This window comes from Streptomyces sp. NPDC051172 (assembly GCF_040682555.1).
In the GTDB taxonomy this organism is placed as follows: Bacteria; Actinomycetota; Actinomycetes; order Streptomycetales; family Streptomycetaceae; genus Streptomyces.
Genome location: NZ_JBFBBE010000035.1, coordinates 24249 through 48215 on the forward strand (window position 1 = coordinate 24249; position 23967 = coordinate 48215).

A 23967-nucleotide genomic window follows, 5' to 3' on the forward strand; every position below is an offset into this window, starting at 1 on the left:
CCGTTCCCCGGGGTGGGGGCGGGCCCACCGGCGTTGTGGCCGGCCGTGCTGAGGCGGGTGCCGCCCGCTATTGCTGCAGCGGTACGAGCCGTTCCGGGCCATGTGCCGTCTCCGAGCGTAGCTTTGCCCGGAGTTGGGCCTGGGGGGCCGACAGGGCGCCGCGGGTCACTCGGGGTGGGACTCCTTGGACGGCGGCGCCCGGTGGTACCGGGGGTTCGTAGTGTGTGGGGGCCGTTCGCAGGGCCAGGGCCGTCGTGCCGATCAGGGCCGTGGTGAAGGCGATGGCGGCCCGTGTCCAGAAGCGGGCGCTGCGTTCGCCTCGGCTGCGGACCGTCGGGGGTCCTGGGGCGGGCTGCCGCTCCGTGGAGGCCAGTTCGACCAGCCCGCGGTTCAACTCGGACGGGTCGGCAAGCTCCGGCAGGCGTGCGGCGATCGCCTCGCGCGCGTGAAGCAGCCGGTGCGCCGCCGCCGGAGTGCTCGCCTCCGCCTCGGCCGCGGTCTCCGGCAGATCGAGGCCGACACCGTCGTAGAGCAGCAGCGCCCGGCGGTACGACGGCGGGAGTTCCATGAGTACGTTCATCAGCTCGCGGTCGCGCCGGTCGACGAGCGGCGGCTCGGGGCGCCGCCGCAGGCCGGGGCGGAACCGGTGCCAGGGCGAGAGCGCGTACTCGTACGCCGTCGCCCGCACCCACCCCGCCGGATCCCGGTCGACGGCCACCTCGGGCCAGCGCTGCCAGGCGAGTTGGAAGGCCCGCTCGACCGACTCGCGCGCCAGCTCGCGCCGCCCGGTGAGCAGGAACGTCTGCCGTACGAGGGCGGGAGCGCAGAACGCGTACAGCGCGTCGAAGGCCTGAGCGGGCGTCAGCTCGAGCGCCGGCGGGCTCGCAGGGGTCGACGTCACGGGGCGCCCTTTCGTACGAAAAAGTACATAAACGTATATTGAGCGACACTTCGGCGGTTTGCCTATTACGGCGATAAAGCGCGTGTCGTTGGGAGCATGGCGATCGTGATCCAGACGACTGCCCGCCGAGCTCCGTTGCCGTACCTGCGTGCCCGGATCCGGGCCAGGATGCGGGACCGATCGCCCGGGCTGGGCGCCGGCGTGGCGGGCGGTGCGGTGGCCGCCGGGCTGGGGCTCGGGGCGATCACCGTGCTGGTGATGGTGTTCTGGATCAGTTCGCCGTACCCCGACAGCGGGCCCGGCGGTGCGCTGCACGTCGCCGCCGCACTGTGGCTGCTGGCGCACGGCACCGAACTGCTCCGCGCCCACACGCTCTCGGGTGTCCCCGCCCCGGTGGGGGTCACTCCGCTGCTGCTCTTCGCGGTGCCGGTGCTGCTGGTGCACCGGGCGGCTCGGGACGTCGTGTACGGCGGCGAGGAGGACGGGCCGCTGCTGTCCGGCCGTACGGCCTGGGCGGGCGTGGTCCTCGGCTACCTCGGCGTCGGCGCGGCCGCGGCCCTGTACGCCTCGGGCGGAGAGCTGCGGCCCTCGTGGGGGCGGGCCATGCTGTGCCTGCCGGTGCTCGTCATGGTGATGGCGGGGGCTGGGGTGTGGACGGCGTACGGGCATCCGCGCCGGGCGTTCGACGGTGTGCTGAAGCTGCTGCCGTCCGCTCTGCGGAGCTTCGTCCGCGGGCCGGGCTCCCACGCCCGCCTGGGCATTGCGGCGCGGTCCGCGGGGGCCGGGGCGGCGGTGCTCGTCGGGGGCGGGGCGGCGCTGGTGGCCGTGTCGCTGGTGTGGCACGGAGGGACGGCGCGGGTCTCCTTCCTGCAGCTCACGGAGGGCTGGTCGGGCCGTTTCGCCGTGCTGTTCCTGTGCCTGGTGCTGGTGCCGAACGCGGCGGTGTGGGGGGCGGCGTACGCCCTCGGGCCCGGGTTCGTGCTCGGCACGGGACATGTGGTGAACCCGCTGTCCTCGGCACCGGCCCCGCTGCTGCCACCGTTTCCGCTGCTGGCCGCGGTGCCGGACGCGGGGGCCGGCGGATGGCCGAACTGGGTCGCGGGAACGGTGCCGGTGGCGGCCGGACTCGCGGTGGGGTGGTTCGTGGGCGGGGCGGAAGCGCGCGGTGCAGCCCCCTCGGCCGACGCCGGAACCTCCGCTGCCCGGCAGACTGCCGGCACCGCCCTGCTGGCGGCGCTGCTGTGCGGGGCCGCCATGGCCGTACTCGCGACGATGGCGGGCGGGCGGCTCGGGATCGGGGAGCTGGCCAGGTTCGGGCCGGTGTGGTGGGAGACGGGGGGCGCAGCGGTCGTTTGGACGGCGGTCGCGGCGATTCCGACGGCGGTCGGTGTGCGGGCCTGGCGTTGCCGGACGCGCCGGGGACGTGGGGGAGAACCCGGGTCGAACACCCTCGATCTGAAGCCGAAGACCATCGACCCGAAAGCGAAGATCGTCGAGCCGAGGCCGGAGGCCGCGGACTCCCAGCAGGAGAAGTCGAAGAAGTCGAAGAAGTCGAAGAAGGCGGAGAAGGCGGAGAAGGCGGAGAAGGCGGAGAAGGCGAAGGGCAGGGGCCGGTTCTGGAAGAAGAAGTCGGCTTCCGGCGGGGCGCAGAATCCGGCGGACGCCGGGACGTCCTCCTCCCCCTACGACCAGGACGACGCGTACGGCGCGCTGCGCGACCAGGAGGAGTCGGGGTTCGGACCGTACGACTTCCTGCCCGCCGATCCGTCGTCCCGGCCGGCGGCCTCATGGCCCGGCGACGCCACCCGCGAGTCCCGCTGGGCAGCCCTCAAGGACGCGTCCGACCCGCCTCGGACGCCGGATGCACCCGACGCGCCGGACGGGCCGTGAGCGCCGGCCGCCCGCAACGGCCGTTCCTCAGCCGTTCGTGCCCAGCAGCCCCCGCAGTTCCTTCGGCAGCAGCTGGGTGCAGGACTGCTTCGCCTGGTTCGTGAGGGCGTCGTTGGTGCAGTTGTAGTAGTCGCTGTACACCATCTGCGCGGTGAAGGTCGCGGCCACCAGCGCGATCGCCAGGGTGGCCGTCACCAGGCCGGTCACCGCCGCCGTGGTCTGCGGCCGGCCGCCGGGGTCCTCCGCGGGCTCGGCGCCGGACCTGGCGCGCAGGGCGCTGATCCCCCAGTACAGGGCGAGGGCGCCCAGCAGCAGGGCCACGTACGGCCAGCCGAACAGGGCGAAGAAGAAGGCCCACATGCCGCACAGCAGGGCGTAGCGGGCGCGGCGCTGCGAGGGGTCCGTCGGGTCCCAGCGCATGCCGGAGCCCGGAGTGTTCCCGCCCTGGCCCTCGGGGCCGGGGGGCGGGCTGCCGGGGCGCTCACCGAAACCGCCGGGGGAGCGGCCCGGCTGGCGGTCGCTCCACTGGCTGCCCCAGGGGGAACCGGACCCGCCGGATCCGTCGCCGTTCTCCCCCTCGGCCGGGCGGCGCGGCCGCCACGGGCGGTCCGGGGTGCCCTCCGGGGGCGGGGCGAAGGGGTTGTCGTCCTCGGGGGAGTCGCCGGTCTTCCGGTCCGAGGGTGCGTCGGGCGGAGAGGCGGGGCGCTCCCGCAGCAGCACGCCGCGGTGCTCCCCTCCCTCCACCGACTGCGGGGGGAGCGTGAGCAGTCGCAGGCTGCGGTCCGGCATCAAGTGAGCGTCTTCCCCTAGGCGATACGGCAGTGAGCAGGCGTTGATCAAGCAATGATCAGGCGTTCGTACAGCTGTCTTTGCACGAGCTTCCACTTCGGAAACGCACAGCATCACGACCACGTTCCCGACCCGGGCTCTCCCAGACGCTACCTTCCGGCCGCGCCCCCGTCCCGTGGGGGCTGCCCGGAGTGCCGGTATCGTTGCTGACGTTCGGCCGCTTCGTAGACTTCCCCGTATCCCGGGGCGCGAAGCATTCGTACGAACGTACATACGGCCGACTGTACGGAACCGCTTCCCCGAGAAAGGGCCCCACCGTGGCCGCCAAGCCCGTGGCCAAGCGCCTCGTCGTGCTGGTCTCCGGATCCGGCACCAACCTGCAGGCGCTGCTGGACGCCATCGAGACGACCGGCGTCGAGGCCTACGGCGCCGAGATCGTGGCCGTCGGGGCCGACCGCGCCGGCATCGAGGGACTCGCCCGGGCCGAGCGCGCCGGGCTGCCGACCTTCGTGACGAGGGTCAAGGACTACGAGAGCCGCGAGGAGTGGGACGCGGCGCTCGCTGAGGCCGTCGCCTCGTACGAGCCCGACCTGGTCGTCTCCGCCGGGTTCATGAAGATCGTGGGCAAGGAGTTCCTGGCCCGCTTCGGCGGCCGGTTCGTGAACACGCACCCGGCCCTCCTCCCCAGTTTTCCCGGAGCCCACGGTGTGCGCGACGCGCTCGCGTACGGCGCCAGGGTCACCGGCTGCACCGTCCACTTCGTCGACGACGGCGTCGACACCGGACCGATCATCGCTCAGGGCGTGGTGGAGATCCGGGACGAGGACGACGAGAGTGCGCTGCACGAGCGCATCAAGGAAGTCGAGCGAAGGCTGCTCGTCGATGTCGTGGGGCGGCTCGCCCGCAACGGCTATCGCATTGAGGGACGAAAGGTAGTTATCCAGTGACCGCCGACAGCAACAAGCGGCCCCTTCGCCGGGCGCTCGTCAGCGTCTACGACAAGACCGGCCTCGAGGACCTCGCACGCGGCCTGCACGAGGCGGGCGTGGAGCTCGTCTCCACCGGGTCCACCGCCGGCCGTATCGCCGCCGCGGGCGTCCCCGTCACCAAGGTCGAGGAGCTCACCGGGTTCCCCGAGTGCCTGGACGGCCGGGTCAAGACCCTGCACCCCAGGGTGCACGCGGGCATCCTCGCCGACCTGCGTCTGGAGAGCCACCGCGAGCAGCTGGCCGAGCTGGGCGTCGAGCCGTTCGACCTGGTCGTGGTCAACCTCTACCCGTTCCGCGAGACCGTCGCCTCGGGGGCGTCTCCCGACGAGTGCGTCGAGCAGATCGACATCGGCGGCCCGTCGATGGTCCGCGCGGCCGCCAAGAACCACCCGTCGGTCGCCGTGGTCACCAGCCCGGCCCGCTACGCCGACGTCCTGAGCGCCGTGCGCGACGGCGGCTTCGACCTCGCCACCCGCAAGCGGCTCGCGGCGGAGGCCTTCCAGCACACGGCGGCGTACGACGTCGCGGTGGCCTCCTGGTTCGCCTCCTCCTACGCGCCCGTGGACGAGTCGCAGTTCCCCGACTTCCTGGGCGCCACCTGGGAGCGCGCGCACACCCTGCGCTACGGCGAGAACCCGCACCAGCCCGCCGCCCTGTACGTCGACGGCAGCGGCAGCGGCCTCGCGCAGGCCGAGCAGCTGCACGGCAAGGAGATGTCGTACAACAACTACACGGACACGGACGCCGCGCGCCGTGCCGCGTACGACCACGACGAGCCGGCCGTCGCGATCATCAAGCACGCCAACCCCTGCGGTATCGCGGTCGGTTCGGACGTCGCGGAGGCGCACCGCAAGGCGCACGCGTGCGACCCGCTGTCGGCGTTCGGCGGTGTCATCGCCGTCAACCGTCCGGTCTCGAAGGAGATGGCGGAGCAGGTCGCCGAGATCTTCACCGAGGTCATCGTCGCGCCGGACTACGAGGACGGCGCGCTGGAGGCCCTCGCCAAGAAGAAGAACCTCCGCGTCCTGAAGGCCCCGGCCGCGCCCTCCCACCCCGCCGAGATCAAGCCCATCGACGGCGGTGCGCTCCTCCAGGTCACCGACCGTCTCCAGGCCGAGGGCGACGACCCGGCCAACTGGACGCTGGCCACGGGCGAGGCACTCTCCGCGGACGAACTGGCCGAGCTGTCCTTCGCCTGGAAGGCCTGCCGCGCCGTCAAGTCCAACGCGATCCTGCTCGCCAAGGACGGCGCCTCGGTCGGCGTCGGCATGGGCCAGGTCAACCGCGTCGACTCCGCGAAGCTCGCCGTCGAGCGGGCGGGCGCCGAGCGCGCCCAGGGCTCGTACGCCGCCTCGGACGCGTTCTTCCCCTTCCCGGACGGTCTGGAGATCCTCATCGAGGCCGGCGTGAAGGCGGTCGTCCAGCCGGGCGGTTCGGTCCGCGACGAGCTGGTGGTCGAGGCCGCGAAGAAGGCGGGCGTGACGATGTACTTCACGGGGACGCGGCACTTCTTCCACTGAGCGGTCCTCACAGGGCGGCGCATTCGCCGCTGCTTCCTCCGCCCGTACGCGGTTCCCGCCGCGTACGGGCGGTCGTTCTTCCGCAGGCCCCTTGGGAGACCCGTGACCAGCAGACCGGCGTGGTCCGAGCGTGAACTGCTGGCGTTCTTCAGGCGTTGGCGCACCGAATGGAAGGACGAAAAGCTCTCCCCGGGCGACTACCTCGACTACGAGGGCGGCCTGCGCTTCGTCCTGGCCGCGGCGTGGCTGTTCTGCCCCGAGACCGTCGAGTACCGCGGTGGCGTGTTCCTCAAGGAGCGCTTCAGCCACGGGACTGTCGACGACTGGTTCACCAACCTGGGCGGCGACCGGCAGCGCATCGAAGCCGTCGTCAACCACGTCGAGTTGTGGACGGTTTTCGGCAGCACCCCCCTGACGGACGACGATCGGCTCGGCGAGGAGCTCCCGCAACTCGCGCTCGCGCTGGGCGAGTGCTGGCAGGGTGTCCTGTCCGCGCGCTACCCCGACCGGGAGATCACCGTCACGGTGAGCGACGAGGAGGACGGCTCCTACGGCCCGACTCTGACCTTCTCGACATCCCCGGTCGTTCCGGGGCTCGGCTAGCCGGGCCCTGTGCCGTGGCTTCAAGTCCAGAAGCCAGGAAGTGATCTGCACCGCGTATCTTGTCAAACGTTGAACGGACTCCTACAGTCCGGATGATGGGAGTGGGACCGCTCCCACACCCCCACGTCATCCGAGCGATGGAGCCGCGATGTCAGCTGCACTTCTCCGGCCGGGACGCCTCATAATGGCCGCCCTGGCGGCCTTGTCCCTGCTTCTCCTGGGACAGCCGCAAGCCCACGCCGCGTCCTGGGGAGCCCCCCAGGCCGTCAACTCGTGGAACGTCATCAACGCACGGTGGACCGCCAACAACGAGCTGGAGACCTACACCCCGAACTGCGTCTGGTACGAGGGCAACACCCTCGTCATCAAGACCTACAAGTCGGGCGGCACGTACTACTCGGGCCGCGTGGAGTCCAAGGCGCTCTACGGCTACGGCACTTACAGCTTCACCGCGAACATGCCCAACGGCCAGGGCCTCCTGCCCGCGGTGTGGGCGGCGTACCTGAACCCGTGGCTGCCCGAGTTCGACGCCGCCGAAATCGTCGGCCAGAACGCGAACACCGTCTACCAGACCTCCCACGACACCAACAACGCCCAGACCCAGTTCTCGAAGACGAACGGTGCGGGCTGGACCAACGCGTACCACACGTACTCGTTCACCTGGTGGCCCGATCACATCGACTTCGCCGTGGACGGCACCATCACCGGCACCAAGTGGTACACCACTCCCGCGGGTGTGGGGATGCACTTCATCGTCAACACCGCCGTGGGCGGCGACTGGCCGGGCAACCCCAACGACTCGACCTGGGCCACGGGAGACGGTGCGAGGTATCTGAAGGTCTCCTCGATCACCTACACGCCCTACCACCCGTAAGGCGCCTCAGGTCGAACTACGCAGTGCCGCCCAGGTGTTGGGGCCCACCTGGCCGTCGACCTCCAGTCCCTTCGCGGTCTGGAAGCTTCGTACCGCCGCGTCGGTGTCCTTGCCGAAGTCGCCGTCCACGCCCGAACCGCCCACGCTGTAGCCGCGTTTGGTCAGCATGCACTGCACCTGTACGACGCGTTGGCCGCGGTCCCCGAGCTGGGTCTGTTCGGTGCCGGAGTAGTAGGTGCAGTCGGTGAGCCACGGTGGTTTCGCGGGGGCGGGGGTCGACTTCGAGGGGACGGGGGCCGGGGTGCCGGGTGTCCTGGAGGTGGGGTGGGGAGTGGGGCCGGCGCTTTGAGTGCTGCCGCCGGACGGGGAAGGGGCGGCGGAGGCGCCGGTGTCCACCAGCTGCCCCTGCCCCTGGCCCCTCGGCTTGTGCTGCCCCTTCCCCTTCGGATGCCAGGGGGGCGCCGAGGGCCCGCCGCCGTCGTCGGCCGTGGTGGCGGTGGAGGCGGCGCCTGCGGTGGCGTCGGAGGACGACGGGCGGGTGAGCAGGAAGGCGGTCACGGCTACGGCGCACACCGCGAGTACGGCGGTGAGGGCGACGTACCGCTTTCTACGGGGCCGGACGGGTGCGGTCGGCGTCGCCGACGGAGGCACCGGCGGCCCGCAGCCCGGTCCAGCCGCCGGGTACACGACCCGCTGGGTCGGCGTCTGCTGAGCCTGCTCGCGCCCCGTGGGGCTGTTCCGCAGCACGTCGTACGCCTGCTGCCGAGCGAAGAGGCGGCCGCCCAGGGGCTCCTGCCAGGAGCCGGCCCGTGGGTGTGCGGCAGCGGCGTCGATGAGGTCCTGTGGGCCGGGCCGAAGCGCGGGGTCCTTGTTGAGGCATGCCGTCAGGAGCGCGGCCAGGGCGGGGTCGGTGGCCGCGACCCGGGCCATGACCTCGGCGTTCGGCTGCTCGGAGGCGACGCGGTGGAGGACGTCCATGCCGGTGCCGTCGCCGAACGGGGCGTGTCCGGTGAGCGCGTGGACTACGGTGCTGGCGAAACAGAACACGTCCGACGCCGTGTCGCAGCGGCCGTCCCTGAGGTACTCCGGCGACATGAAGGCCGGGGTGCCGACCCGGCTGCCGGTGGTGGTGATCGCGCTGGCGTCCACGGCCTGCGCGATGCCGAAGTCGATGACGTGCGCGCCCTGTCGGGTCAGCAGCACGTTGGACGGCTTGAAGTCGCGGTGGACGATCCCGACGGCCGCCAGCGCACCCAGTGCCCGGCCGAGATCCGCGACGAGCCGCCACGCCCCGGACGGTTCGAGTACCCCGCACTCGCGCACGGCGTCCGCGAGATTGAGGCCGGGCAGGTACGCGGTCGCCATCCACAGCAACTCGCTGTCGGCCTCGAACCCGGTACCGAAGAGCTCCGGCGTGTACGGCGCGCCCACGCGCGCGTGCACGGTGGCCTCCCGCTCGAACCGCCGCCGGAAACGCGGGTCTTCGGCGAGCTCGGGCCGGACGACCTTCACCGCGGCCAGCCCGGGGGTCCCGTCGCCGTACCGCGCCAGATAGACCCGCCCCATGCCACCGCTGCCGAGCAGTCCCAACGGCACGTACGGCCCGATACGCACCGGATCGGCGGGCCGCAGGAGCCTCGCACACGTCTCTGCGAGGGCGGCGTCTGACATGGATCCCCCGACGTGTTCTCTGTCGACCTCGATCACCCCAACGTGCCCTGGGGCACCGCCGGTTGACGAGAGACTATCGGGTCGCCGGACCGCGTTGTGCGACGCATGCCCCGCCCACGTGTACGCGGCCTCCGACCCTCCCCCGAGGGAGCCGGAGACCGCAGCTGTGTGGCGCCCGTCAGCAGGGACGCAGGGACCAGATCGGGTCCCAGCCGGCCGTGCCCGCCTCGTACGCCGTGGACGTCCAGCGGACGCTGCCGTCCTGGTTGTAGAACCTGGCGACCGTGCCGGGCGTCTGGTTGTTGGTGAACGGGCCGTCACCGGTCCAGTTGCTGACGGTCCAGGTCTGGCACTTGTAGAAGTCGAACTTGGTGCCCCTGACGATCATGCACAGGTGGCCGTAGTCACAGGCCAGGTCCTGCGCGCCGAGCCTGCTCTTCGGGGCGCGGGTCAGGGTCAGGCCGTCGTACTTGACCTCGTCGGCGGTGGACTTGAGGGCCTTCGGGTGGCCGGCGAGCACCAGGTCGGCGGTCTGCTGGAGGCTGTTGACGCGGATGCCGTCCGGCGTCGAGGTCACCCGGGTGCCGTCCGGGGTGTCGGCCGCGGTGGCCGCGACCGTGGAGCCGGCGAGCAGGGCGGTGGCCGCGAGCAGCAGCGCGGCGGGCTTGGCGATGTTCACGTTGTTTCCCCCATGAACTCTGGTGGTCGTTCCGCCGTGGCGGAGTGGTTCCACCGTGCCGTCGGCGCCCGCCGGCCGGTACCTCGGAAGTCTCAGGGTCACCAGCTTCCGGGTGGCGTGTACTCCTTGAGGTACTGGGTGAGCCGCTTGCAGTAGTCGCGGTATTCGGAGGGAATACCGCGTGCGGCATTCACCCGCCTGTACGAGGTCCGGTACGCGGCGGCGATCAGCACCCGTTTGTCACCGGGCAGGTTGGGTGTCAGGTTCGGCTCGATGTAGCAGAGGTAGTGGCCGAGGGCCGCGATCGAGTCGGGGACGGAGAGGGGCGGCTTGGGGATCGACTTCACCGGCTGGCCGTCCGCCCGGATCCACCAGCGCAGAAGCCTCGGGGTCCAGCGTGCGATGCCGTACTCGTCCTTGCCGGGGTCGGAGAGCTTCGGGTCGAAGTCGCTCTCCGCCTTGAGCATGGCCGCGATGAGCGCGGGTGTGACGTCCGCCTGGTCGCAGCGGTGAGCCGCGTCGACGATCAACGGACGGTAGGCCTCCGGGATGCCACGGTCCGTGCGGAGTTCGGCGGAGCCGTAGGTGGCCGGGGTGATCTTCGTCGTGGGGGAGGCGCTCTTGACGGTCGGCGGATTGCTGCCGGAGTCCGCCCAGGTGCTGATGCCGTAGCCGAGTGCCGCGATCGCGACGGTGGCCGCCGTGGCGCTCGCGACCACCGCCGACCGGCGTCTGAGGCGCGGGAGGCGGGGCGGGCGGTCCGTGCCTGCCGCCTCCGCCACCCGGCGCAGCAGTGTGTCCGTGCCGACGCGGTCGGCGTGGGTGCGGGAGAGGCAGTCGCGGACGATCTGCCGCCAGGCGTCCGGGAGTTCGGGCGAGAGGCGCAGCTCGTCGGTGCCGCGGGCGTAGGCGGCGGCCGCGTCGCGGCGGGCGGTCGGGGTGCCGCCGGGAAGGGGGAAGGAGTCGGTCAGCACCAGATGCGCCAGGACGCCGAAGGCCCAGACGTCGGCGGAGGGGCGGATCTGGCGGCCGCGGGTGCCGATCTCCGACCACAGGAGTTCGGGTGGGGTGTAGTCGGGCGTCGAGAAGGCGGGGGTGTACGCGTGCGTGCCTTCCAGCTCCGCCGCCATGTTGAAGTCGGCGAGCCGTGCCGAACCGTCCTTCATCAGCAGCACGTTGGCCGGTTTCAGGTCGCCGTGCACCCAGCCCGCCCGGTGCAGCTGGGCCAGGCCCTCGCAGATCTGCGCGAGCAGCGCCGGCCCGGCCTCCGGTCTCGGCGAGTGCGCGAGCAGTGCCGACAGGGAGCGTTCCGCCTTCTCCAGTACGAGGACGGTGGCACCGTCCAACTCCGGCCGACCGGGGTCGTCGACCGTGAGGGTGCCGTACATCCGGATCAGGCGCGGCTGCTTCAGACGGCGGTGCAACTCGACCTCGCGGTCGATGAGTTCGCGCAGATGGGCGAGTTGGCGGGGGGTTCCGGTGCCGGTCGGCAGGAACTTCAGGGCAGCCGTGCGGGGCAGCTCCTCGCCGGTGCCCGCCAGGTCGTCGCCCGTGCGGCGGCCCTCGTACACGCTCCCGAAGGCGCCCGTGGCGATCGGGTCCCGCACCTCCCAGACGCCCACCCGGTATCCCTTGGGCACCGGCACGGCGTACGGCTCGGTCACCGGACCACCCGGCCGGACGGGGTGGCGGCCAGGACCACCAGGTCGTCCTCGCGGACGAGGTCGAAACGGAGTGCGAGCGAGACCAGTGACTCCTTCTTGCCGTTGAGGCGCGGGCCGGTGTCCGCCTCGTCCGGGCCCGGCTTCAGGCGCAGCTTCACCGCCAGGTAGTCGATGTTCCACTGCACCGAAGTGCGGGACGCGGCCGGCCAGTTGGGGCGCAGCCGGTCGACGACCTGGTCGACGGTGGGCAGGGGCGCGTGCGGTTCGCCGCGCAGACGGGGTTCGCACAGGGCCGCGAGGACCGCGAAGTAGCGCTTGGTGCGGTCGACGGAGAAGGCGGGGGCGGTGGTCGCGCCGTCGAGGCCGCCCTCGGAGTGGAGGTAGTCGTGGCGCGGCGCCCACACCTCGACGGCCAGGAGGTCGCCGGCGGCGGGCAGCACGATCCGCGAGAACTCGAAGGGGACGGGGGCGTCGAGGCGGCCCGGGCCGACCTTCACGTGCTCGCCGGCGCCCTCCGGGTTCTCCACGACGTACGTCTGCTCCCGGCTGAGGTTGCTCAGTATCCAGAAGGCGCCCTGCGCGGTGATCTCACCGGCCCTGCGGGAGACGCCCTTGTGGGGGATCTCCACGTCGCAGTCGGCGCTGCGCCCGAATGTCAGCCGCTCGCCGGGCGCGAGCCTGAGCTGGGTGCGAGTGGACTGGTTCTCCGTGGTCGGCGGAGGTACCACGATGATGCTGTACAAGGTGCGTCTCCCGTGCCTGCCGGCTACCCACGTCAGAGTAGGGCGACGCACCAGGGCCGTGTCCCCCTCGGACGGGGAGACACGGCCCTTGGCGATTTATTGGCGCGAACTGTTCAGTGGCGCCCGGGGGTTCACCGGCGTACGCGGTTGAACCAGGCGGTTCCGTTCGCGTTGCCGGCGAACACGGCTATCAGGATGCCGAGAACCGTGTGGAGGAGACCCACGACGACGAAGGGGTAGATCCCGAGCATCGCGGTGATGACGCCGAAGACGATGGCCGTGACCCGGACACGGTTGCCGCCGTCGCTGAACTTGAGCGCCAGCACGGCCGCGAACACCGCCCAGGCCAGCGCGAACACCACCAGCGCCCACAGCACGCCGGACGAGTACTCCTTGATCTTCTCGAAGGAGGCGTCGTTCTCGACGCCGGCGTTCGACGTCCTGCGAACGACCCCCGCGACGAAGGCGAACAGGGCCACTCCGATGAGCTGCAGCGGGACGATCACCCACAGCAGCACGCGACCCGCACTCACGCTGCCCGGCATCGTGGTCATCACGGGAGCGTCGCCGTAGGGGCCCACCGGGGGAGCCGTGGGGTAGCCGTAGGCCGGCTGCTGGGCCTGTTGCGGGCCGTAGGGGTTGTTGGGGCCGCCGAAACTCATGGGGGATGTTCCTCCGGGAAATGGGGTGACGCAGCGCTCAGTTCGTACGGATCACGATCGACGAGCAGACCTTGTCGGCGAACGTCTGGCGCTTGGCGTCCCAGGCCGGCCACAGCCAGCCGAGGTAGCAGGCGAGGCTGTCCAGGAAGTGCGCGAGCCGGCGCACGAAGGCCATGCCGACGCCCAGGGGCTGCCCGTCGGCCTCCCGCACCAGGCGGATGCCGACCGCCTTCTTGCCGACCGTCTGGCCGGTCTGGCCCTCCTTGATCAGCTGCCAGATCGCCAGGCCGATGATGGCGAGGTAGCCGATGATCGCCACGGCCCAGGTCTTGGAGACCCCGCCGACGATGACGATGATGTAGGGGACCAGGAACACGAGCCCGTCGACCAGCGTGCCCAGGAAGCGCTGGCCCCAGTTCGCGTACGGCGGCTGCACGCCGTAACCCGGCTGCTGCGGGTAGCCGTAGCCGGCGGGGGCCTGCGGCGCCTGCGGGTAGCCGTAGCCCGGCTGCTGCGGCGGCACGCCCTGCGGGGCCTGCTGCGGGTAGCCGTAGGGCTGCTGGCCGCCCTGCTGGGGGTAGCCGTAACCGGGCTGCGGCGGCGGCTGCTGGGGCTGGCCGTAGGGGTTGTTCGGGTCGCCGTAACTCATGGCGGGATTCCTCCGTTGCGCATATGGGGACATTGCGGATTGCACGGAGGAATCACACGATGTGAGCGGTTTGCCCCCCGAACACGAACCGCGATACTGCGCCGTTCATCGTTCTTTACGGCTGCTCGCCTTGTCCAGTGGCATTTCGCATGTGTTGTGCAAGTGCAATCTTGCCGATCATGGCCGTGCCGCCGGTACGGCACCCGGATTGGAACCGGGGGGCGGTCATCCGCGAGGATGGGGGCATGACCGCCCAGATTCTCGATGGCAAGGCCACCGCAGCCGCGATCAAGTCCGATCTGACCGCCCGCGTGGCGGCGCTGAAGGAGAAGGGCGTCACGCCCGGCCTCGGCACGATCCTCGTCGGGACCGATCCCGGCAGCCAGAAGTACGTCGCCGGCAAGCACCGCGACTGCGCCCAGGTCGGCATCGCCTCCATCCAGCGGGAGCTGCCGGAGACGGCGACGCAGGAGGAGATCGAGACGGTCGTCCGGGAGCTGAACGAGGACCCGGCGTGCACCGGCTACATCGTCCAGCTGCCGCTGCCCAAGGGCATCGACGAGAACCGGATCCTGGAGCTGATGGACCCGGACAAGGACGCCGACGGTCTGCACCCGATGAACCTGGGGCGTCTCGTCCTGAACGAGCCGGCCCCGCTGCCCTGCACCCCGAACGGTGTCCTCACCCTGCTCCGCCGGTACGGCGTCGAGATCAAGGGCGCCGAGGTCGTGGTCGTAGGCCGCGGTGTCACCATCGGCCGCCCGATGCCGCTGCTGCTCACCCGCCGCAGCGAGAACGCGACCGTGACCCAGTGCCACACCGGCACCCGCGACCTCTCGTCCCACCTCAAGCGCGCGGACATCATCGTCGCCGCCGCCGGTTCGGCCCATCTGATCCGGCCCGAGGACGTGAAGCCGGGCGCCGCCGTCCTCGACGTCGGTGTCTCGCGCAGCGCCGAGGGCAAGATCGTGGGCGACGTCCACCCGGGCGTCGCCGAGGTCGCCGGCTGGATCTCGCCGAACCCCGGCGGTGTCGGCCCGATGACCCGTGCCCAGCTGCTCGTCAACGTGGTCGAGGCGGCGGAGCGCAGTGCCGGCTGAGGCGAAGCGCCCCGAGGGCGCGGCGAAGCAGCCCGAGCGCGCGGTCGAGGACCCCGAGCGGCAGGCGGAGGAGACCGTCCGCGACGCGATCAGCGCGCCCGACGCCGAGGGCAGGCCGCGTCGCGTGACGCGCCGCTTCCCGCTGTTCACGAAGGACACCGCACGTCCCGAGGGCGGCGGCCGGGCCGCTCCCAGCGATGCCCCCGCGCCCGCCCGGCAGTGGCCGATCCTCGCCGTCCTCGGCCTGGTCGGGCTCGGCCTGCTGCTGACCGCGCTGGACGTCTTCCGGTACGGCACGCTGCTGATCGGCATCGCGCTGGTGGCCGGGGCCGCGCTGCGCTGGATCCTGCCCGATGTCGGCATGCTCGCCGTACGCTCCCGCTTCACGGACATCGTGACGTACGGCGTGCTGGGCCTGGCGATCGTGCTGCTGGCGATGATGGTGCAGCCGCACCCGTGGCTGCAGATCCCCTTCCTGAAGGACACGCTGCATCTCACGGTGAACGGTTAGTTCGCGCACGGACCGTCCTCGTGCGGAACTTTTCACGACGCCGGCCCGTCCTCTCCCCCGAGCAAGGACGGGCCGTCGCCGAAAGCAACCCTCCTGCACGGTGAACGGCCCCTTCATCGCCTGTCAGTGCGCTGTGGCACGGAGGTGACCGTTCCGCAACGCGGGAACCAACGGGCGGCCGGCTTCGTCACCTGCTCAGACCGGGCGACGACGCGACCGGGACTCACCAGGGACGCCGTGGAGGTGCGCGATGGGCGGCTGGCAGCCGCTGCCGGACGATCTGCCGCCGGAGGTGCGGCACTTCGTGGAGCAGCTGCGGCTCCTCAAGGACCGGACGGGGCTCAGCCTCGTCTCGCTCGGCGCCCGCACCGCGTACAGCAAGTCCTCCTGGCACCGCTATCTCAACGCCACCCAGCCGCCGCCCCGGCAGGCGGTCGCCGCCCTGTGCCGGATCGCGGGCCTCGCCGACACGGAGGCCGAGCGCTTCGGGGTGCGCTGGGAACTGGCGGTGCAGGCCTGGCCGCGCCAGGCTGCCCTTCCCGCGAAACCCGCCGACGGCTTGGGGGAAGCGGAAGGGCCGGGCGGTGAGGAGTACGAGGACGATCCCACCCTGCCCTGGTGGGACACGCCCGAACAGACCGGGCGGCGGCCGGGCGGGCGGCTGCTGCTGTACGCCGTACTGCTGCTGCTCCTCATGCTGGTGATCGCGGTCGTGCGCGTCCTCGCTCTCGGATGAGGTGCCCCTGGGCGGGGTGAATACGACCGTGACGGGCGAGGTTGTCCGTGTGTGTCTCCGGTGTCGATGTATTGGCAAGTTTGCGGAATTGACACGGGGTTGTTCGATGAGGGCCCTAGTGTGGGCGGGTCCGGCCGGACGGCGGAGGGGGCCGCCGGTGGGACATTGGACCGCGGTCGCGTCGGCGTGCAACGGTGCATGTCGGACGACCCCAACGCTCCCGTGCGCCCCCATCCCGGGAACCGAGATCCTTACCGGGCGCATCCCTGTGGGTAGCCAGAACGGGTACCACGCGCGGGGGAACGCGAGGAACACCAGCACCAACCGGGGGGAAGAGGGGGGAAGCAATGCCTCGTTGGAGGGCCTTGCCGGACGAACTCGATCCGCAGGTCAGGGAGTTCGCGAGCCAGCTGCGCCGGCTCGTGGACCGCAGTGGCCTGAGCATCGCGTCGGTGGCCGACCGCACGGGCTACAGCAAGACGTCCTGGGAGCGGTACCTGAACGGCCGGCTGCTCGCACCCAAGGGCGCGATCGTGGCGCTGGCCGAGGTCACGGGTACCAACCCGATCCATCTGACGACCATGTGGGAGCTCGCCGAGCGTGCCTGGAGCCGTTCGGAGATGCGCCACGACATGACCATGGAGGCCATCCGCATCTCCCAGGCGCGCGCCGCGCTCGGTGAGTTCGGGGCGCCTCCCGCCAATGCCAAGGCGAGCGGCAAGGCGAGCAGCAAGAGCAGCTCTGCGGCCCGCAGGTCCGGCAGCGCGACGGCGATGCCCGGGATCGCGGGACCGGCGGGCGTGGCACCGACGGTGCCGCCGCAGCCGGTGGGGCCGGATGTGCGGGACGCGGCGGCCGCGGTGCGGGAGAGCGGCGCCTCGCCCGCCGCGGACGCGCCCGAGAGCTCCTCGGGTGCCAACTCGTGGGGGCTGGCGGGCTACAAGGGCCCGTCACCGTCCGGTGCGCGTACTCCCGCAGCAGCGGCTCCGGCGCCGCAGCCGGCGGCCGGCGGTCAGGGCCGGACGCCGGAGACGAAGCCGAGTCCGTTCGGTGAGCCGCCGCAGGGCCCGCGCTCCGGCGGGGGCTCCTCCCCGGGCGGCGGCAGGCGGAAGCTGACGATGTTCCTCGCGGGTCTCGTCGGCGTACTGGTCGTGATGGCGGCCGTGTTCTATCTGACCGACAACGGCTCGGGCAAGAAGAACGAGGGCGGGGCCAAGCCGTCCCCGTCCGTCAGTGCCCCGGCCGACCTGCCGGCCGGAGTGAAGTGCAGCGGGGCCTCCTGCACCGGCAAGGACGCGGAGGCGATGGGCTGCACCAAGGACGCCGCCTCGGTCACCACCGCCAAGACCGCCGTCGTCGGCACCTCCACGGTCGAGGTGCGGTACAGCAAGACGTGCGGTGCGGCGTGGGGCCGGGTCACCCAGGCCACCCAGGGGGATTCCGTGCAGGTGACCGCCGGCAAGGCCAAGGAGAACGACAGCATCACGGCCACCGGGGACAACATCGCCTACACGCCGATGGTCGCGGTCAAGGACGCGGGCGAGGCCACGGCGTGCGCGACGCTGGCGTCCGGGCAGAAGGGCTGCACGAAGTAGCCGGCACCGAGTAGGGCAGAAAAAGGGGCGGCCGCCCCGTCCGGGAGAGGGGGGACTGAGGCGGCCGCCGTGGGGGGACCGACCGTGCCGGACTCCCGTGGGGGTACGGTTCGCGTGCCCGGGATGGGGACGACTATTCCTCCCGTCCCGCTTTTCTTCTGAGCCGGTTGAGTCGCCGGTCCACTCTGTGGGACGGGCCACACGGACCCGGACGTCCGGGATCCCGGATGCGCGATAGCCTGACCGGTGGATCTCTCTTGATACCAAGAGATCGATCATTTGTACGTCCGTCCGCACCCCAGGGCAAGGACGCCCACCGCCAGCTGTCATACGGAGAACGCCATGACCCGCACTCCCGTGAACGTCACCGTCACCGGCGCGGCCGGCCAGATCGGTTACGCCCTCCTCTTCCGCATCGCCTCCGGCCAGCTGCTCGGCGCGGACGTGCCGGTCAAGCTGCGCCTGCTGGAGATCACGCCCGCGCTGAAGGCCGCCGAGGGCACGGCCATGGAGCTCGACGACTGCGCGTTCCCGCTCCTGCAGGGCATCGACATCACGGACGACCCGAACGTCGCCTTCGACGGCACCAACGTCGCCCTCCTCGTGGGCGCCCGCCCGCGCACCAAGGGCATGGAGCGCGGCGACCTGCTCTCCGCCAACGGCGGCATCTTCAAGCCGCAGGGCAAGGCCATCAACGACAACGCCGCGGACGACATCAAGGTCCTCGTCGTCGGCAACCCGGCCAACACCAACGCGCTCATCGCGCAGGCCGCCGCGCCGGACGTACCGGCCGAGCGCTTCACCGCGATGACCCGGCTCGACCACAACCGTGCGCTGACCCAGCTCGCGAAGAAGACGGGCACCACGGTCGCCGACATCAAGCGCCTGACCATCTGGGGCAACCACTCGGCCACCCAGTACCCCGACATCTTCCACGCCACGGTCGCCGGCAAGAACGCTGCCGAGACCGTGAACGACGAGAAGTGGCTGGCCGAGGAGTTCATCCCGACCGTCGCCAAGCGCGGTGCGGCGATCATCGAGGCCCGCGGCGCGTCCTCGGCCGCCTCGGCCGCCAACGCCGCCATCGACCACGTGTACACCTGGGTCAACGGCACGGCGGACGGCGACTGGACCTCCATGGGCATCCCGTCGGACGGCTCCTACGGCGTCCCGGAGGGCCTGATCTCCTCCTTCCCGGTCACCACCAAGGACGGCCAGTACGAGATCGTCCAGGGCCTGGACATCAACGAGTTCTCCCGCGCCCGCATCGACGCCTCCGTGAAGGAGCTCGAGGAGGAGCGCGAGGCGGTCCGCGGTCTCGGCCTCATCTGACCGAGCCGCACGGCTTCACGGTTCTGTCACGACCCTGCACGGGCCCCGTTCCGGTTCCTTCCGGAACGGGGCCCGTGGCCGTTTTCGCCGCTACCGTCAGAAGCGGTACCCAATGGGGTGATTCGGGGGGCGTGTCATGAGCGGTTGGGACGGCTACGACGGCGGTCGCTCCGGTTCCGGGCCGGAGCGTGAACCGAGCGAGGACAGAGGCCAGGCGGCCTGGGCCGCCCGGCAGCCGGCGACTCCGCCGCCGTGGTCGTCGGCCGAGACGCAGACGGGCCAGGCGCCGCCGCCTTGGGCCTTCGCGCCGACCCGCACGGGCGGTGTCCTGCCGCCGACCTGGCCGCCACCTCCGCCTCCCGCGAAGCCGCGCGCCGGAGCCCGCCGTGTCCTGGCCGTCCTTGCGGCCACGCTCGTCCTCGGCGCGGGCGCCGGAGCAGGCGCCTGGTACGTCAACCGCGACCACGCGCCCGGCACCGGGGCCGCGCCCGCGACGAGCGTGAGCGTCACGGTCACGACGACCCCGCCGCAGAGTCCGACGCCCACCCCCACCGCGTCCGCCTCGCTCCTGACGTCCTCGTCCCCGTCGGTCGGCTACCGCCGCGCCCAGGACCCCGTCGGCTACTCGGTCGACGTCCCGAAGGGCTGGACCCGGCGTGAGGAGCAGGGCAAGCTCGCCCGGATCGTCTACTACGACGCCCCCGCCGACGGCCGTCAGCTGCAGATCTTCGAGGTCACCGAGTCCACCCCGTACGACTCCCTGACCCGCGCCGAGACCGACCCCGGCTACGGCTTCGCCAAGCAGCCCGGCTACCAGGTCGTCGAGCGCGACCACGGCGACACCTGGGCGGAGCTGTCGTACCGCTACGACGACCAGCACAAGGGCACCCGCCAGGTCATCGACCACCGCTTCCGAGCAGCCGACGGCACGCTCTACGCGATCCGCTCCAGCGGACCCGCGAACCTCGCCCCGGAGCAGGTCCGGGCGCCGCTGAAGATGGCCGTCCGCTCCTTCTGCCCGTCCGGGGCGCGGTGTTGAGTGCTGTGTGGCTGCGCGCGGCGTGTCTTCGGGGTGGATCTCCGGCCGGCCCGTCAGGTCGTCGGCCGGTGTTTTCGGGCGGCTGACGGGACGCTCTGTGCGATCCGTTCCAGCGGGTCCGCGGCCCTGGACCCGGAGCCGGTCCGGGCGCCGCTGAGGATGGCCGGGGCGCGGTGTTGAGTGTTTTGCGGGTTGCGCGCGCCTGCGTGGCGGACCTCACCCGGCCTACTCGACGGGCCCGGCCCGTGAGGTCGTCGACCACCGTTTCCGGGCGGTCCACGGCACGCTCTGTGCGATCCGCCGCTGAGGATGGCGATGCGCTCCTTCTGCTCGTCCGGGGCGCGGTGTTGAGTGCTGTGTGGCTGCGCGCGGCGTGTCTTCGGGGTGGATCTCCGGCCGGCCCGTCAGGTCGTCGGCCGGTGTTTTCGGGCGGCTGACGGGACGCTCTGTGCGATCCGTTCCAGCGGGTCCGCTGTGCGGGTGCCTGCTCGATGGAGTCTCGCGGTCACGCGACGGGCTGCTCGGGGTGGGTGGACGCACCGGTCCTGCGCGAAAGGACCGCCGATCTCGACTCGGGGTCGTGGACACGACGGCCGCCGAGGTGCATGTGGAGGCCCTGCACGAGGACCGGCACCCGACCGTGTCTCGGCGGGGCAAGCTGCACGGGCCCGTGGACACCGCCCTCGCCGAACTCGGCCTGAAACGGCGGGTGGTGGGGGCGGTCGCCACCCGCCTCGGCCTCGCCCGGCACCCGCCTGGCTGCGGCGGACCGTGCGCGAGCTGCCGGCCCGGTGGTCAGCCGGCCGGGTCCGACAGCCGTTTCTCGAACCAGTGGTCGCCGTAGACGTGATCGACGTAGGCGGGGATCTCCGTGTAGCCGGACGCCCGGTACATCGCCTGGGCCTCGGTGAGGGTCGCGTGGGTGTCGAGGCGTACGACGGTGCAGCCGCGCGCGGCCGCCGCCTGCTCCAGGGCGCCGAGGATCCGGCGGGCGAGGCCGAGGCGCCGGGCCTGCGGGTGCACCCACACATGCCGGATCTCGCCGACGCCGGGCTCCAGGCGGCGCAGCGCGCCGCAGCCCACCGGGCGGCCCTCCTCGTACGCGACGAAGAACGCGCCCGCCTCCCCGGACACCTCTTCCGGGCCAACCAGGTCGGACTTGTCGAAGCCCTCCGGGAAGCGTGCGTCGATGTCGGCGGCGTACGCGTCCAGGCAGGCGCGGGCGTCCGGGGCGGCGCCGTCGACGAGTTCGACGGTGATGGCGGCCAGGCGCAGCAGACGCTGCGAAGTGGTCATCGCCTCGATCAGCTGCGCGCGCCGGCCGGGGTCGAGGGCGTCCAGCAGGCCGGCGGCGAGGGCGTTGGCCCGGCGGTTCTGCTCCTTGACCTCGACGTGTCCGGCGGGCGTCGGCTCCACCATGCGCAGCCGGTTGTCGTCCGGGTGGACACTGAGCCGGACCAGGCCCTGTGTCTCCAGCGCCTTCGCCATGCGGCTGAGGTAGCCGGCGTCGAGGCCGAGGCGGCTCCTGAGTTCCCGGAGTGAGACCCCGCCCGGGTTCTCGGCGATCTCGAACAGCAGACGGGCCTCACCGAGCGGGCGGTCCTGGCCGAGGTAGTGGTCGTCCAGGGCCCCGATGCGGCGTGTGAAGTAGCGGTTGAACCGGCGGAGTGCCGCCACCTGCTCCGTCGACACCGGCTCCGTATGTCCTGGCTCCATTCTTTGACCTTAGTCAAAGAATATCGGGGCGTCCATCCCTGCTCTCCGTGTCCGTCCCTTGGCATTCCGCTTCCACCCGCACCACCGGCCCCTCTATGCTGATGGTTTGTCAACTGAACGTCTGACAACGGTCTTTCCACGCATCGGGGGAGTTCGCGTGAGCACCGCATTTGTGCCACAGCAACCACAGCCGACGACGCCCGCAGGCGCGCCACCCACACCACCGCCCACTCCGCCGCACGCCAGCGAGGCGACCCGGCTGCTGTGCGCGGGCACCTATCTGGACTCCGCTTACCGCGACCGCGTGATCGAGGAACTGCACCTCAACGAGCAGCGGATCGTGGCGCCCTCGCTCGGCTTCGACGCCGCCCGGGTCCTCGCGCACGCCCTGCGCGCCCGCCGCCAGGAGCTGCTGTGGGCCGGGGCGATCCTCGGGCTGTGGGTGGTCGGCTCGGCCCTCAGCGGAGGGCTGCTGCTCTTCTTCCTCTGGCCGAGCGTGCTGCTCGCCCTCGCGCCGTGGGTCAGGGGGCGCGGCGAACAGCCGCCGCTGTACCGCCGGATCGCCGCGTTCCTCGTCCGCTGGTGGGGCCGTACGTTCTTCGCGACGATACTGGTCCTGATGGTCGTCGCCGCGTTCGGCGGCGGCTCGGACAACAGCTCCTCCTACGGTTCGTACAGCTCGGACTACGGCTACGGCTACTCGAACTCGCCGAGCGTCGGCGAAGCGCTCTCGCCGACCAGCCTCGCCGACGCGATCAAGCCGTGGCAGGCCTGGCTCACGCTCGCCGTGTTCGCGCTCATCGCCTGGTGTGTGCACTCCCAGCGCCACCAGTTCAGCCGCGCACTGGCCGCCGAGCTCTCCCCGCAGCGCTTCCCGGACGCCGCCTCCGACCCCGCCGAGCAGGCCGAGAACCCCCGCTTCCAGCGGCTGAAGCAGCGCATCCGCATCGAGCAGCACGCGCCGCTGGTCATGTACCACGAGGCGCGTCCGTTCTGCGGGGCCGGAGCGGCGTACAACACCTGGGTGCTCGCCGTCGAACTGCGGCGGGACGAGCTGAAGAAGCAGCAGCCGCTCAGCAACCGCGCGGTTCTGGAGCGGGTCCGCCCGCTGCTCGAACAGCTTCGCGTCCCGGCCGAGTACGCGGGCCCCGGCGTCCGCGACCGGCTGCGCTGGCTGGAGATCGACGAGTGCGTGTTCCTGCCCGCGGAGGGACTGCTCACCCGGGACCAGGCGCCGTACACCCCGCAGGCCTTCGAGGAGCACCGGGCGCGGGCGGTCGAGGAGGGCGCCGAGAAGCGGCGGCACTTCCTGCGGATCCGCGTCGGCGGCTGGGAGGAGGAGCTGGTCGTCGCGGTCTTCGTGCGCATCCACACCCAGGGCCGGATGCTGATGCTGGAGATCGCGCCGCATGTGCTGACGCCGGTGCGTACGGAGTTCAAGGACGCCGACCGTACGGCGCACCGGTTCCGCAACAACAACGTGCTGGGCAAGGCGGCCGGCGCCGTCGTGCTGGTGCCCGCTTCGGCGGGGCGCTCGTTCGCCCAGCTCGGCCGCGGCCTGGTCTACGTGTGGCGGCTGCTGACCGGCGGGTACGCGGGCGCGCTGCCCGACGGCCCGGCGCTGTCGGTGCGCGAACTGGGTTCGGTGCAGACCGGTTCGCTCTTCCAGGAGATGGACGTGGCGCGCTATCTGAAGAGCGTGCAGGACCGGGTCGCCAACGGGGTGCGGGCGGCGCTCGCCGAAGCCGGTTACGAGACCGGCGAGTTCATGCAGAAGATCGTTAACATCAGCAACGGCGACGTCAACATCGGCAACATCTCGGGCAGCAACAACTCGATCGCGGCGGGCATGCAGAACTCCGCCTCGTCGTCCTACTCCTCCGGTTCCAATGTCTCGGGCGGCGCGGCGCCGCAGAAGGGGGCCGACAGCAATGGCCAGTGAACAGCCGAGCATCAACATCGGTGACATCTCGGGCAGCAACAACGCGGTCGCCGCCGGCCGGGGCGCAAGCGCGGAGAGCCATGTGCACCAGGGCACGGGGGCGCAGCCGGACGAGGAGACCCGGCAACTCCTCGTGGCCGTGCGGAAGTTGCGGGAGGACCTGGCGCTGGTGAACAGCACCGACCAGACGGTCGCGCTGGGTCGGGCGCTCGCCGACACGGAGACCGAGATCACCCGCACCGGCCAGGTGGCGCCCACGCGCCGCCAGCGTCTGCGTGAACTGCTCACCGACTCCCAGGCCCTGGTCACCTTCCTCTCCTCCGCCGGCGCCCTGGCCGGCCTCCTGGGGCGGTGAGCGGGAC

At 71.6% G+C, this 23967-nt stretch carries 21 protein-coding genes and 2 pseudogenes; 14 read left to right on the forward strand and 9 right to left on the reverse strand.

Going from position 1 to position 23967, the window contains the following annotated elements; all coding sequences use genetic code 11:
• Positions 1 to 67: 67 nt before the first annotated feature.
• A pseudogene (locus AB0N07_RS21990) lies at positions 68 to 865 on the reverse strand (sigma factor-like helix-turn-helix DNA-binding protein); the annotation flags it as partial.
• Positions 866 to 997: 132 nt separating this feature from the next.
• Here AB0N07_RS21990 and AB0N07_RS21995 point away from each other — a divergent pair.
• On the forward strand, positions 998 to 2791 hold the full coding sequence (locus tag AB0N07_RS21995) for a DUF6350 family protein (protein ID WP_365837481.1): 1794 nt from the start codon (positions 998 to 1000) through the stop codon (positions 2789 to 2791).
• 27 nt (positions 2792 to 2818) lie between these two features.
• On the opposite strand, the gene AB0N07_RS22000 is transcribed toward AB0N07_RS21995, so the two are convergent.
• Positions 2819 to 3580: a hypothetical protein gene (locus AB0N07_RS22000; protein ID WP_365837483.1), complete on the reverse strand. Its 762-nt coding sequence runs from the start codon at positions 3578 to 3580 to the stop codon at positions 2819 to 2821.
• 317 nt (positions 3581 to 3897) lie between these two features.
• On the opposite strand from AB0N07_RS22000, the gene purN reads away from it, so the two are divergent.
• The 4 genes from purN to AB0N07_RS22020 all read left to right on the forward strand — a co-directional run bounded on the left by purN (position 3898) and on the right by AB0N07_RS22020 (position 7566).
• Positions 3898 to 4527 carry a phosphoribosylglycinamide formyltransferase gene (gene purN, locus AB0N07_RS22005; RefSeq protein WP_365837485.1) on the forward strand — a complete coding sequence of 210 codons (630 nt, stop codon included), beginning with the start codon at positions 3898 to 3900 and terminating at the stop codon, positions 4525 to 4527.
• Positions 4524 to 6089 (forward strand): bifunctional phosphoribosylaminoimidazolecarboxamide formyltransferase/IMP cyclohydrolase, encoded by a 1566-nt coding sequence (gene purH, locus AB0N07_RS22010; RefSeq protein ID WP_365837487.1) that lies wholly within the window; start codon positions 4524 to 4526, stop codon positions 6087 to 6089. Before purN ends, purH begins: the two co-directional genes overlap by 4 nt.
• 102 nt (positions 6090 to 6191) lie before the next feature.
• Positions 6192 to 6692: a hypothetical protein gene (locus AB0N07_RS22015; RefSeq protein ID WP_365837489.1), complete on the forward strand. Its 501-nt coding sequence runs from the start codon at positions 6192 to 6194 to the stop codon at positions 6690 to 6692.
• A 202-nt stretch (positions 6693 to 6894) separates the two neighbouring features.
• Positions 6895 to 7566, forward strand: coding sequence for a glycoside hydrolase family 16 protein (locus tag AB0N07_RS22020; RefSeq protein WP_365837492.1), 672 nt, complete (start codon positions 6895 to 6897; stop codon positions 7564 to 7566).
• Positions 7567 to 7572: 6 nt separating this feature from the next.
• Here the strand turns inward: AB0N07_RS22020 and AB0N07_RS22025 are convergent, their stop codons facing one another.
• The 6 genes from AB0N07_RS22025 to AB0N07_RS22050 all read right to left on the reverse strand — a co-directional run bounded on the left by AB0N07_RS22025 (position 7573) and on the right by AB0N07_RS22050 (position 13634).
• A complete protein-coding gene (locus AB0N07_RS22025) occupies positions 7573 to 9237 on the reverse strand; it encodes a serine/threonine-protein kinase (RefSeq protein ID WP_365837494.1) in 1665 nt (554 codons plus the stop codon).
• A gap of 178 nt (positions 9238 to 9415) precedes the next feature.
• A complete protein-coding gene (locus AB0N07_RS22030; protein ID WP_365837496.1) occupies positions 9416 to 9916 on the reverse strand; it encodes a hypothetical protein in 501 nt (166 codons plus the stop codon).
• 98 nt (positions 9917 to 10014) lie between these two features.
• A complete protein-coding gene (locus tag AB0N07_RS22035; protein ID WP_365837498.1) occupies positions 10015 to 11580 on the reverse strand; it encodes a serine/threonine-protein kinase in 1566 nt (521 codons plus the stop codon).
• Positions 11577 to 12323, reverse strand: a complete 747-nt coding sequence (locus AB0N07_RS22040) for an FHA domain-containing protein (RefSeq protein WP_365837500.1) — start codon at positions 12321 to 12323, stop codon at positions 11577 to 11579. The genes AB0N07_RS22035 and AB0N07_RS22040 overlap by 4 nt, the downstream gene beginning before the upstream one ends.
• Before the next feature lie 131 nt (positions 12324 to 12454).
• A complete protein-coding gene (locus AB0N07_RS22045) occupies positions 12455 to 12985 on the reverse strand; it encodes a hypothetical protein (protein WP_365837502.1) in 531 nt (176 codons plus the stop codon).
• A gap of 37 nt (positions 12986 to 13022) precedes the next feature.
• A complete protein-coding gene (locus AB0N07_RS22050; RefSeq protein ID WP_365837504.1) occupies positions 13023 to 13634 on the reverse strand; it encodes an RDD family protein in 612 nt (203 codons plus the stop codon).
• A 245-nt stretch (positions 13635 to 13879) separates the two neighbouring features.
• Between AB0N07_RS22050 and AB0N07_RS22055 the strand changes: the two genes are divergently transcribed.
• The 7 genes and pseudogenes from AB0N07_RS22055 to AB0N07_RS22085 all read left to right on the forward strand — a co-directional run.
• A complete protein-coding gene (locus AB0N07_RS22055) occupies positions 13880 to 14734 on the forward strand; it encodes a bifunctional methylenetetrahydrofolate dehydrogenase/methenyltetrahydrofolate cyclohydrolase (protein ID WP_365837506.1) in 855 nt (284 codons plus the stop codon).
• 88 nt (positions 14735 to 14822) lie between these two features.
• Positions 14823 to 15245, forward strand: coding sequence for a DUF3017 domain-containing protein (locus AB0N07_RS22060; protein WP_365837581.1), 423 nt, complete (start codon positions 14823 to 14825; stop codon positions 15243 to 15245).
• Between the two features lie 250 nt (positions 15246 to 15495).
• Positions 15496 to 15981, forward strand: coding sequence for a helix-turn-helix transcriptional regulator (locus AB0N07_RS22065; RefSeq protein WP_365837508.1), 486 nt, complete (start codon positions 15496 to 15498; stop codon positions 15979 to 15981).
• Positions 15982 to 16328: 347 nt separating this feature from the next.
• Entirely contained in the window at positions 16329 to 17576 is a 1248-nt protein-coding gene (locus AB0N07_RS22070) for a DUF2690 domain-containing protein (RefSeq protein WP_365837510.1), read from the forward strand.
• Positions 17577 to 17918: 342 nt separating this feature from the next.
• The gene (locus AB0N07_RS22075; protein WP_365837512.1) at positions 17919 to 18908 is read left to right on the forward strand and encodes a malate dehydrogenase; all 990 of its coding nucleotides are present in this window, start codon (positions 17919 to 17921) and stop codon (positions 18906 to 18908) included.
• Between the two features lie 136 nt (positions 18909 to 19044).
• Positions 19045 to 19947 (forward strand): hypothetical protein, encoded by a 903-nt coding sequence (locus AB0N07_RS22080; RefSeq protein ID WP_365837514.1) that lies wholly within the window; start codon positions 19045 to 19047, stop codon positions 19945 to 19947.
• 530 nt (positions 19948 to 20477) lie between these two features.
• Positions 20478 to 20677, forward strand: a pseudogene (locus AB0N07_RS22085) (LysR family transcriptional regulator); the annotation flags it as partial.
• Between the two features lie 65 nt (positions 20678 to 20742).
• On the opposite strand, the gene AB0N07_RS22090 reads toward AB0N07_RS22085, so the two are convergent.
• Positions 20743 to 21663 (reverse strand): helix-turn-helix domain-containing GNAT family N-acetyltransferase, encoded by a 921-nt coding sequence (locus AB0N07_RS22090; RefSeq protein ID WP_365837516.1) that lies wholly within the window; start codon positions 21661 to 21663, stop codon positions 20743 to 20745.
• A 157-nt stretch (positions 21664 to 21820) separates the two neighbouring features.
• On the opposite strand from AB0N07_RS22090, the gene AB0N07_RS22095 reads away from it, so the two are divergent.
• Both AB0N07_RS22095 and AB0N07_RS22100 read left to right on the forward strand, forming a co-directional pair.
• Positions 21821 to 23605 (forward strand): hypothetical protein, encoded by a 1785-nt coding sequence (locus AB0N07_RS22095; protein ID WP_365837517.1) that lies wholly within the window; start codon positions 21821 to 21823, stop codon positions 23603 to 23605.
• A complete protein-coding gene (locus AB0N07_RS22100; protein WP_365837518.1) occupies positions 23595 to 23960 on the forward strand; it encodes a hypothetical protein in 366 nt (121 codons plus the stop codon). Before AB0N07_RS22095 ends, AB0N07_RS22100 begins: the two co-directional genes overlap by 11 nt.
• The last annotated feature ends 7 nt before the right edge of the window (positions 23961 to 23967 follow it).

Excerpts from the sequence above, each read along its gene's own strand:
- AB0N07_RS21995 (WP_365837481.1), top strand. The coding sequence starts at position 998 with ATGGCGATCGTGATCCAGACGACTGCCCGCCGAGCTCCGTTGCCGTAC.
- AB0N07_RS22000 (WP_365837483.1), bottom strand. The coding sequence starts at position 3,580 with ATGCCGGACCGCAGCCTGCGACTGCTCACGCTCCCCCCGCAGTCGGTG.
- AB0N07_RS22025 (WP_365837494.1), bottom strand. The coding sequence starts at position 9,237 with ATGTCAGACGCCGCCCTCGCAGAGACGTGTGCGAGGCTCCTGCGGCCC.
- AB0N07_RS22045 (WP_365837502.1), bottom strand. The coding sequence starts at position 12,985 with ATGAGTTTCGGCGGCCCCAACAACCCCTACGGCCCGCAACAGGCCCAG.
- AB0N07_RS22050 (WP_365837504.1), bottom strand. The coding sequence starts at position 13,634 with ATGAGTTACGGCGACCCGAACAACCCCTACGGCCAGCCCCAGCAGCCG.
- AB0N07_RS22055 (WP_365837506.1), top strand. The coding sequence starts at position 13,880 with ATGACCGCCCAGATTCTCGATGGCAAGGCCACCGCAGCCGCGATCAAG.
- AB0N07_RS22065 (WP_365837508.1), top strand. The coding sequence starts at position 15,496 with ATGGGCGGCTGGCAGCCGCTGCCGGACGATCTGCCGCCGGAGGTGCGG.
- AB0N07_RS22070 (WP_365837510.1), top strand. The coding sequence starts at position 16,329 with ATGCCTCGTTGGAGGGCCTTGCCGGACGAACTCGATCCGCAGGTCAGG.
- AB0N07_RS22075 (WP_365837512.1), top strand. The coding sequence starts at position 17,919 with ATGACCCGCACTCCCGTGAACGTCACCGTCACCGGCGCGGCCGGCCAG.
- AB0N07_RS22080 (WP_365837514.1), top strand. The coding sequence starts at position 19,045 with ATGAGCGGTTGGGACGGCTACGACGGCGGTCGCTCCGGTTCCGGGCCG.
- AB0N07_RS22090 (WP_365837516.1), bottom strand. The coding sequence starts at position 21,663 with ATGGAGCCAGGACATACGGAGCCGGTGTCGACGGAGCAGGTGGCGGCA.
- AB0N07_RS22100 (WP_365837518.1), top strand. The coding sequence starts at position 23,595 with ATGGCCAGTGAACAGCCGAGCATCAACATCGGTGACATCTCGGGCAGC.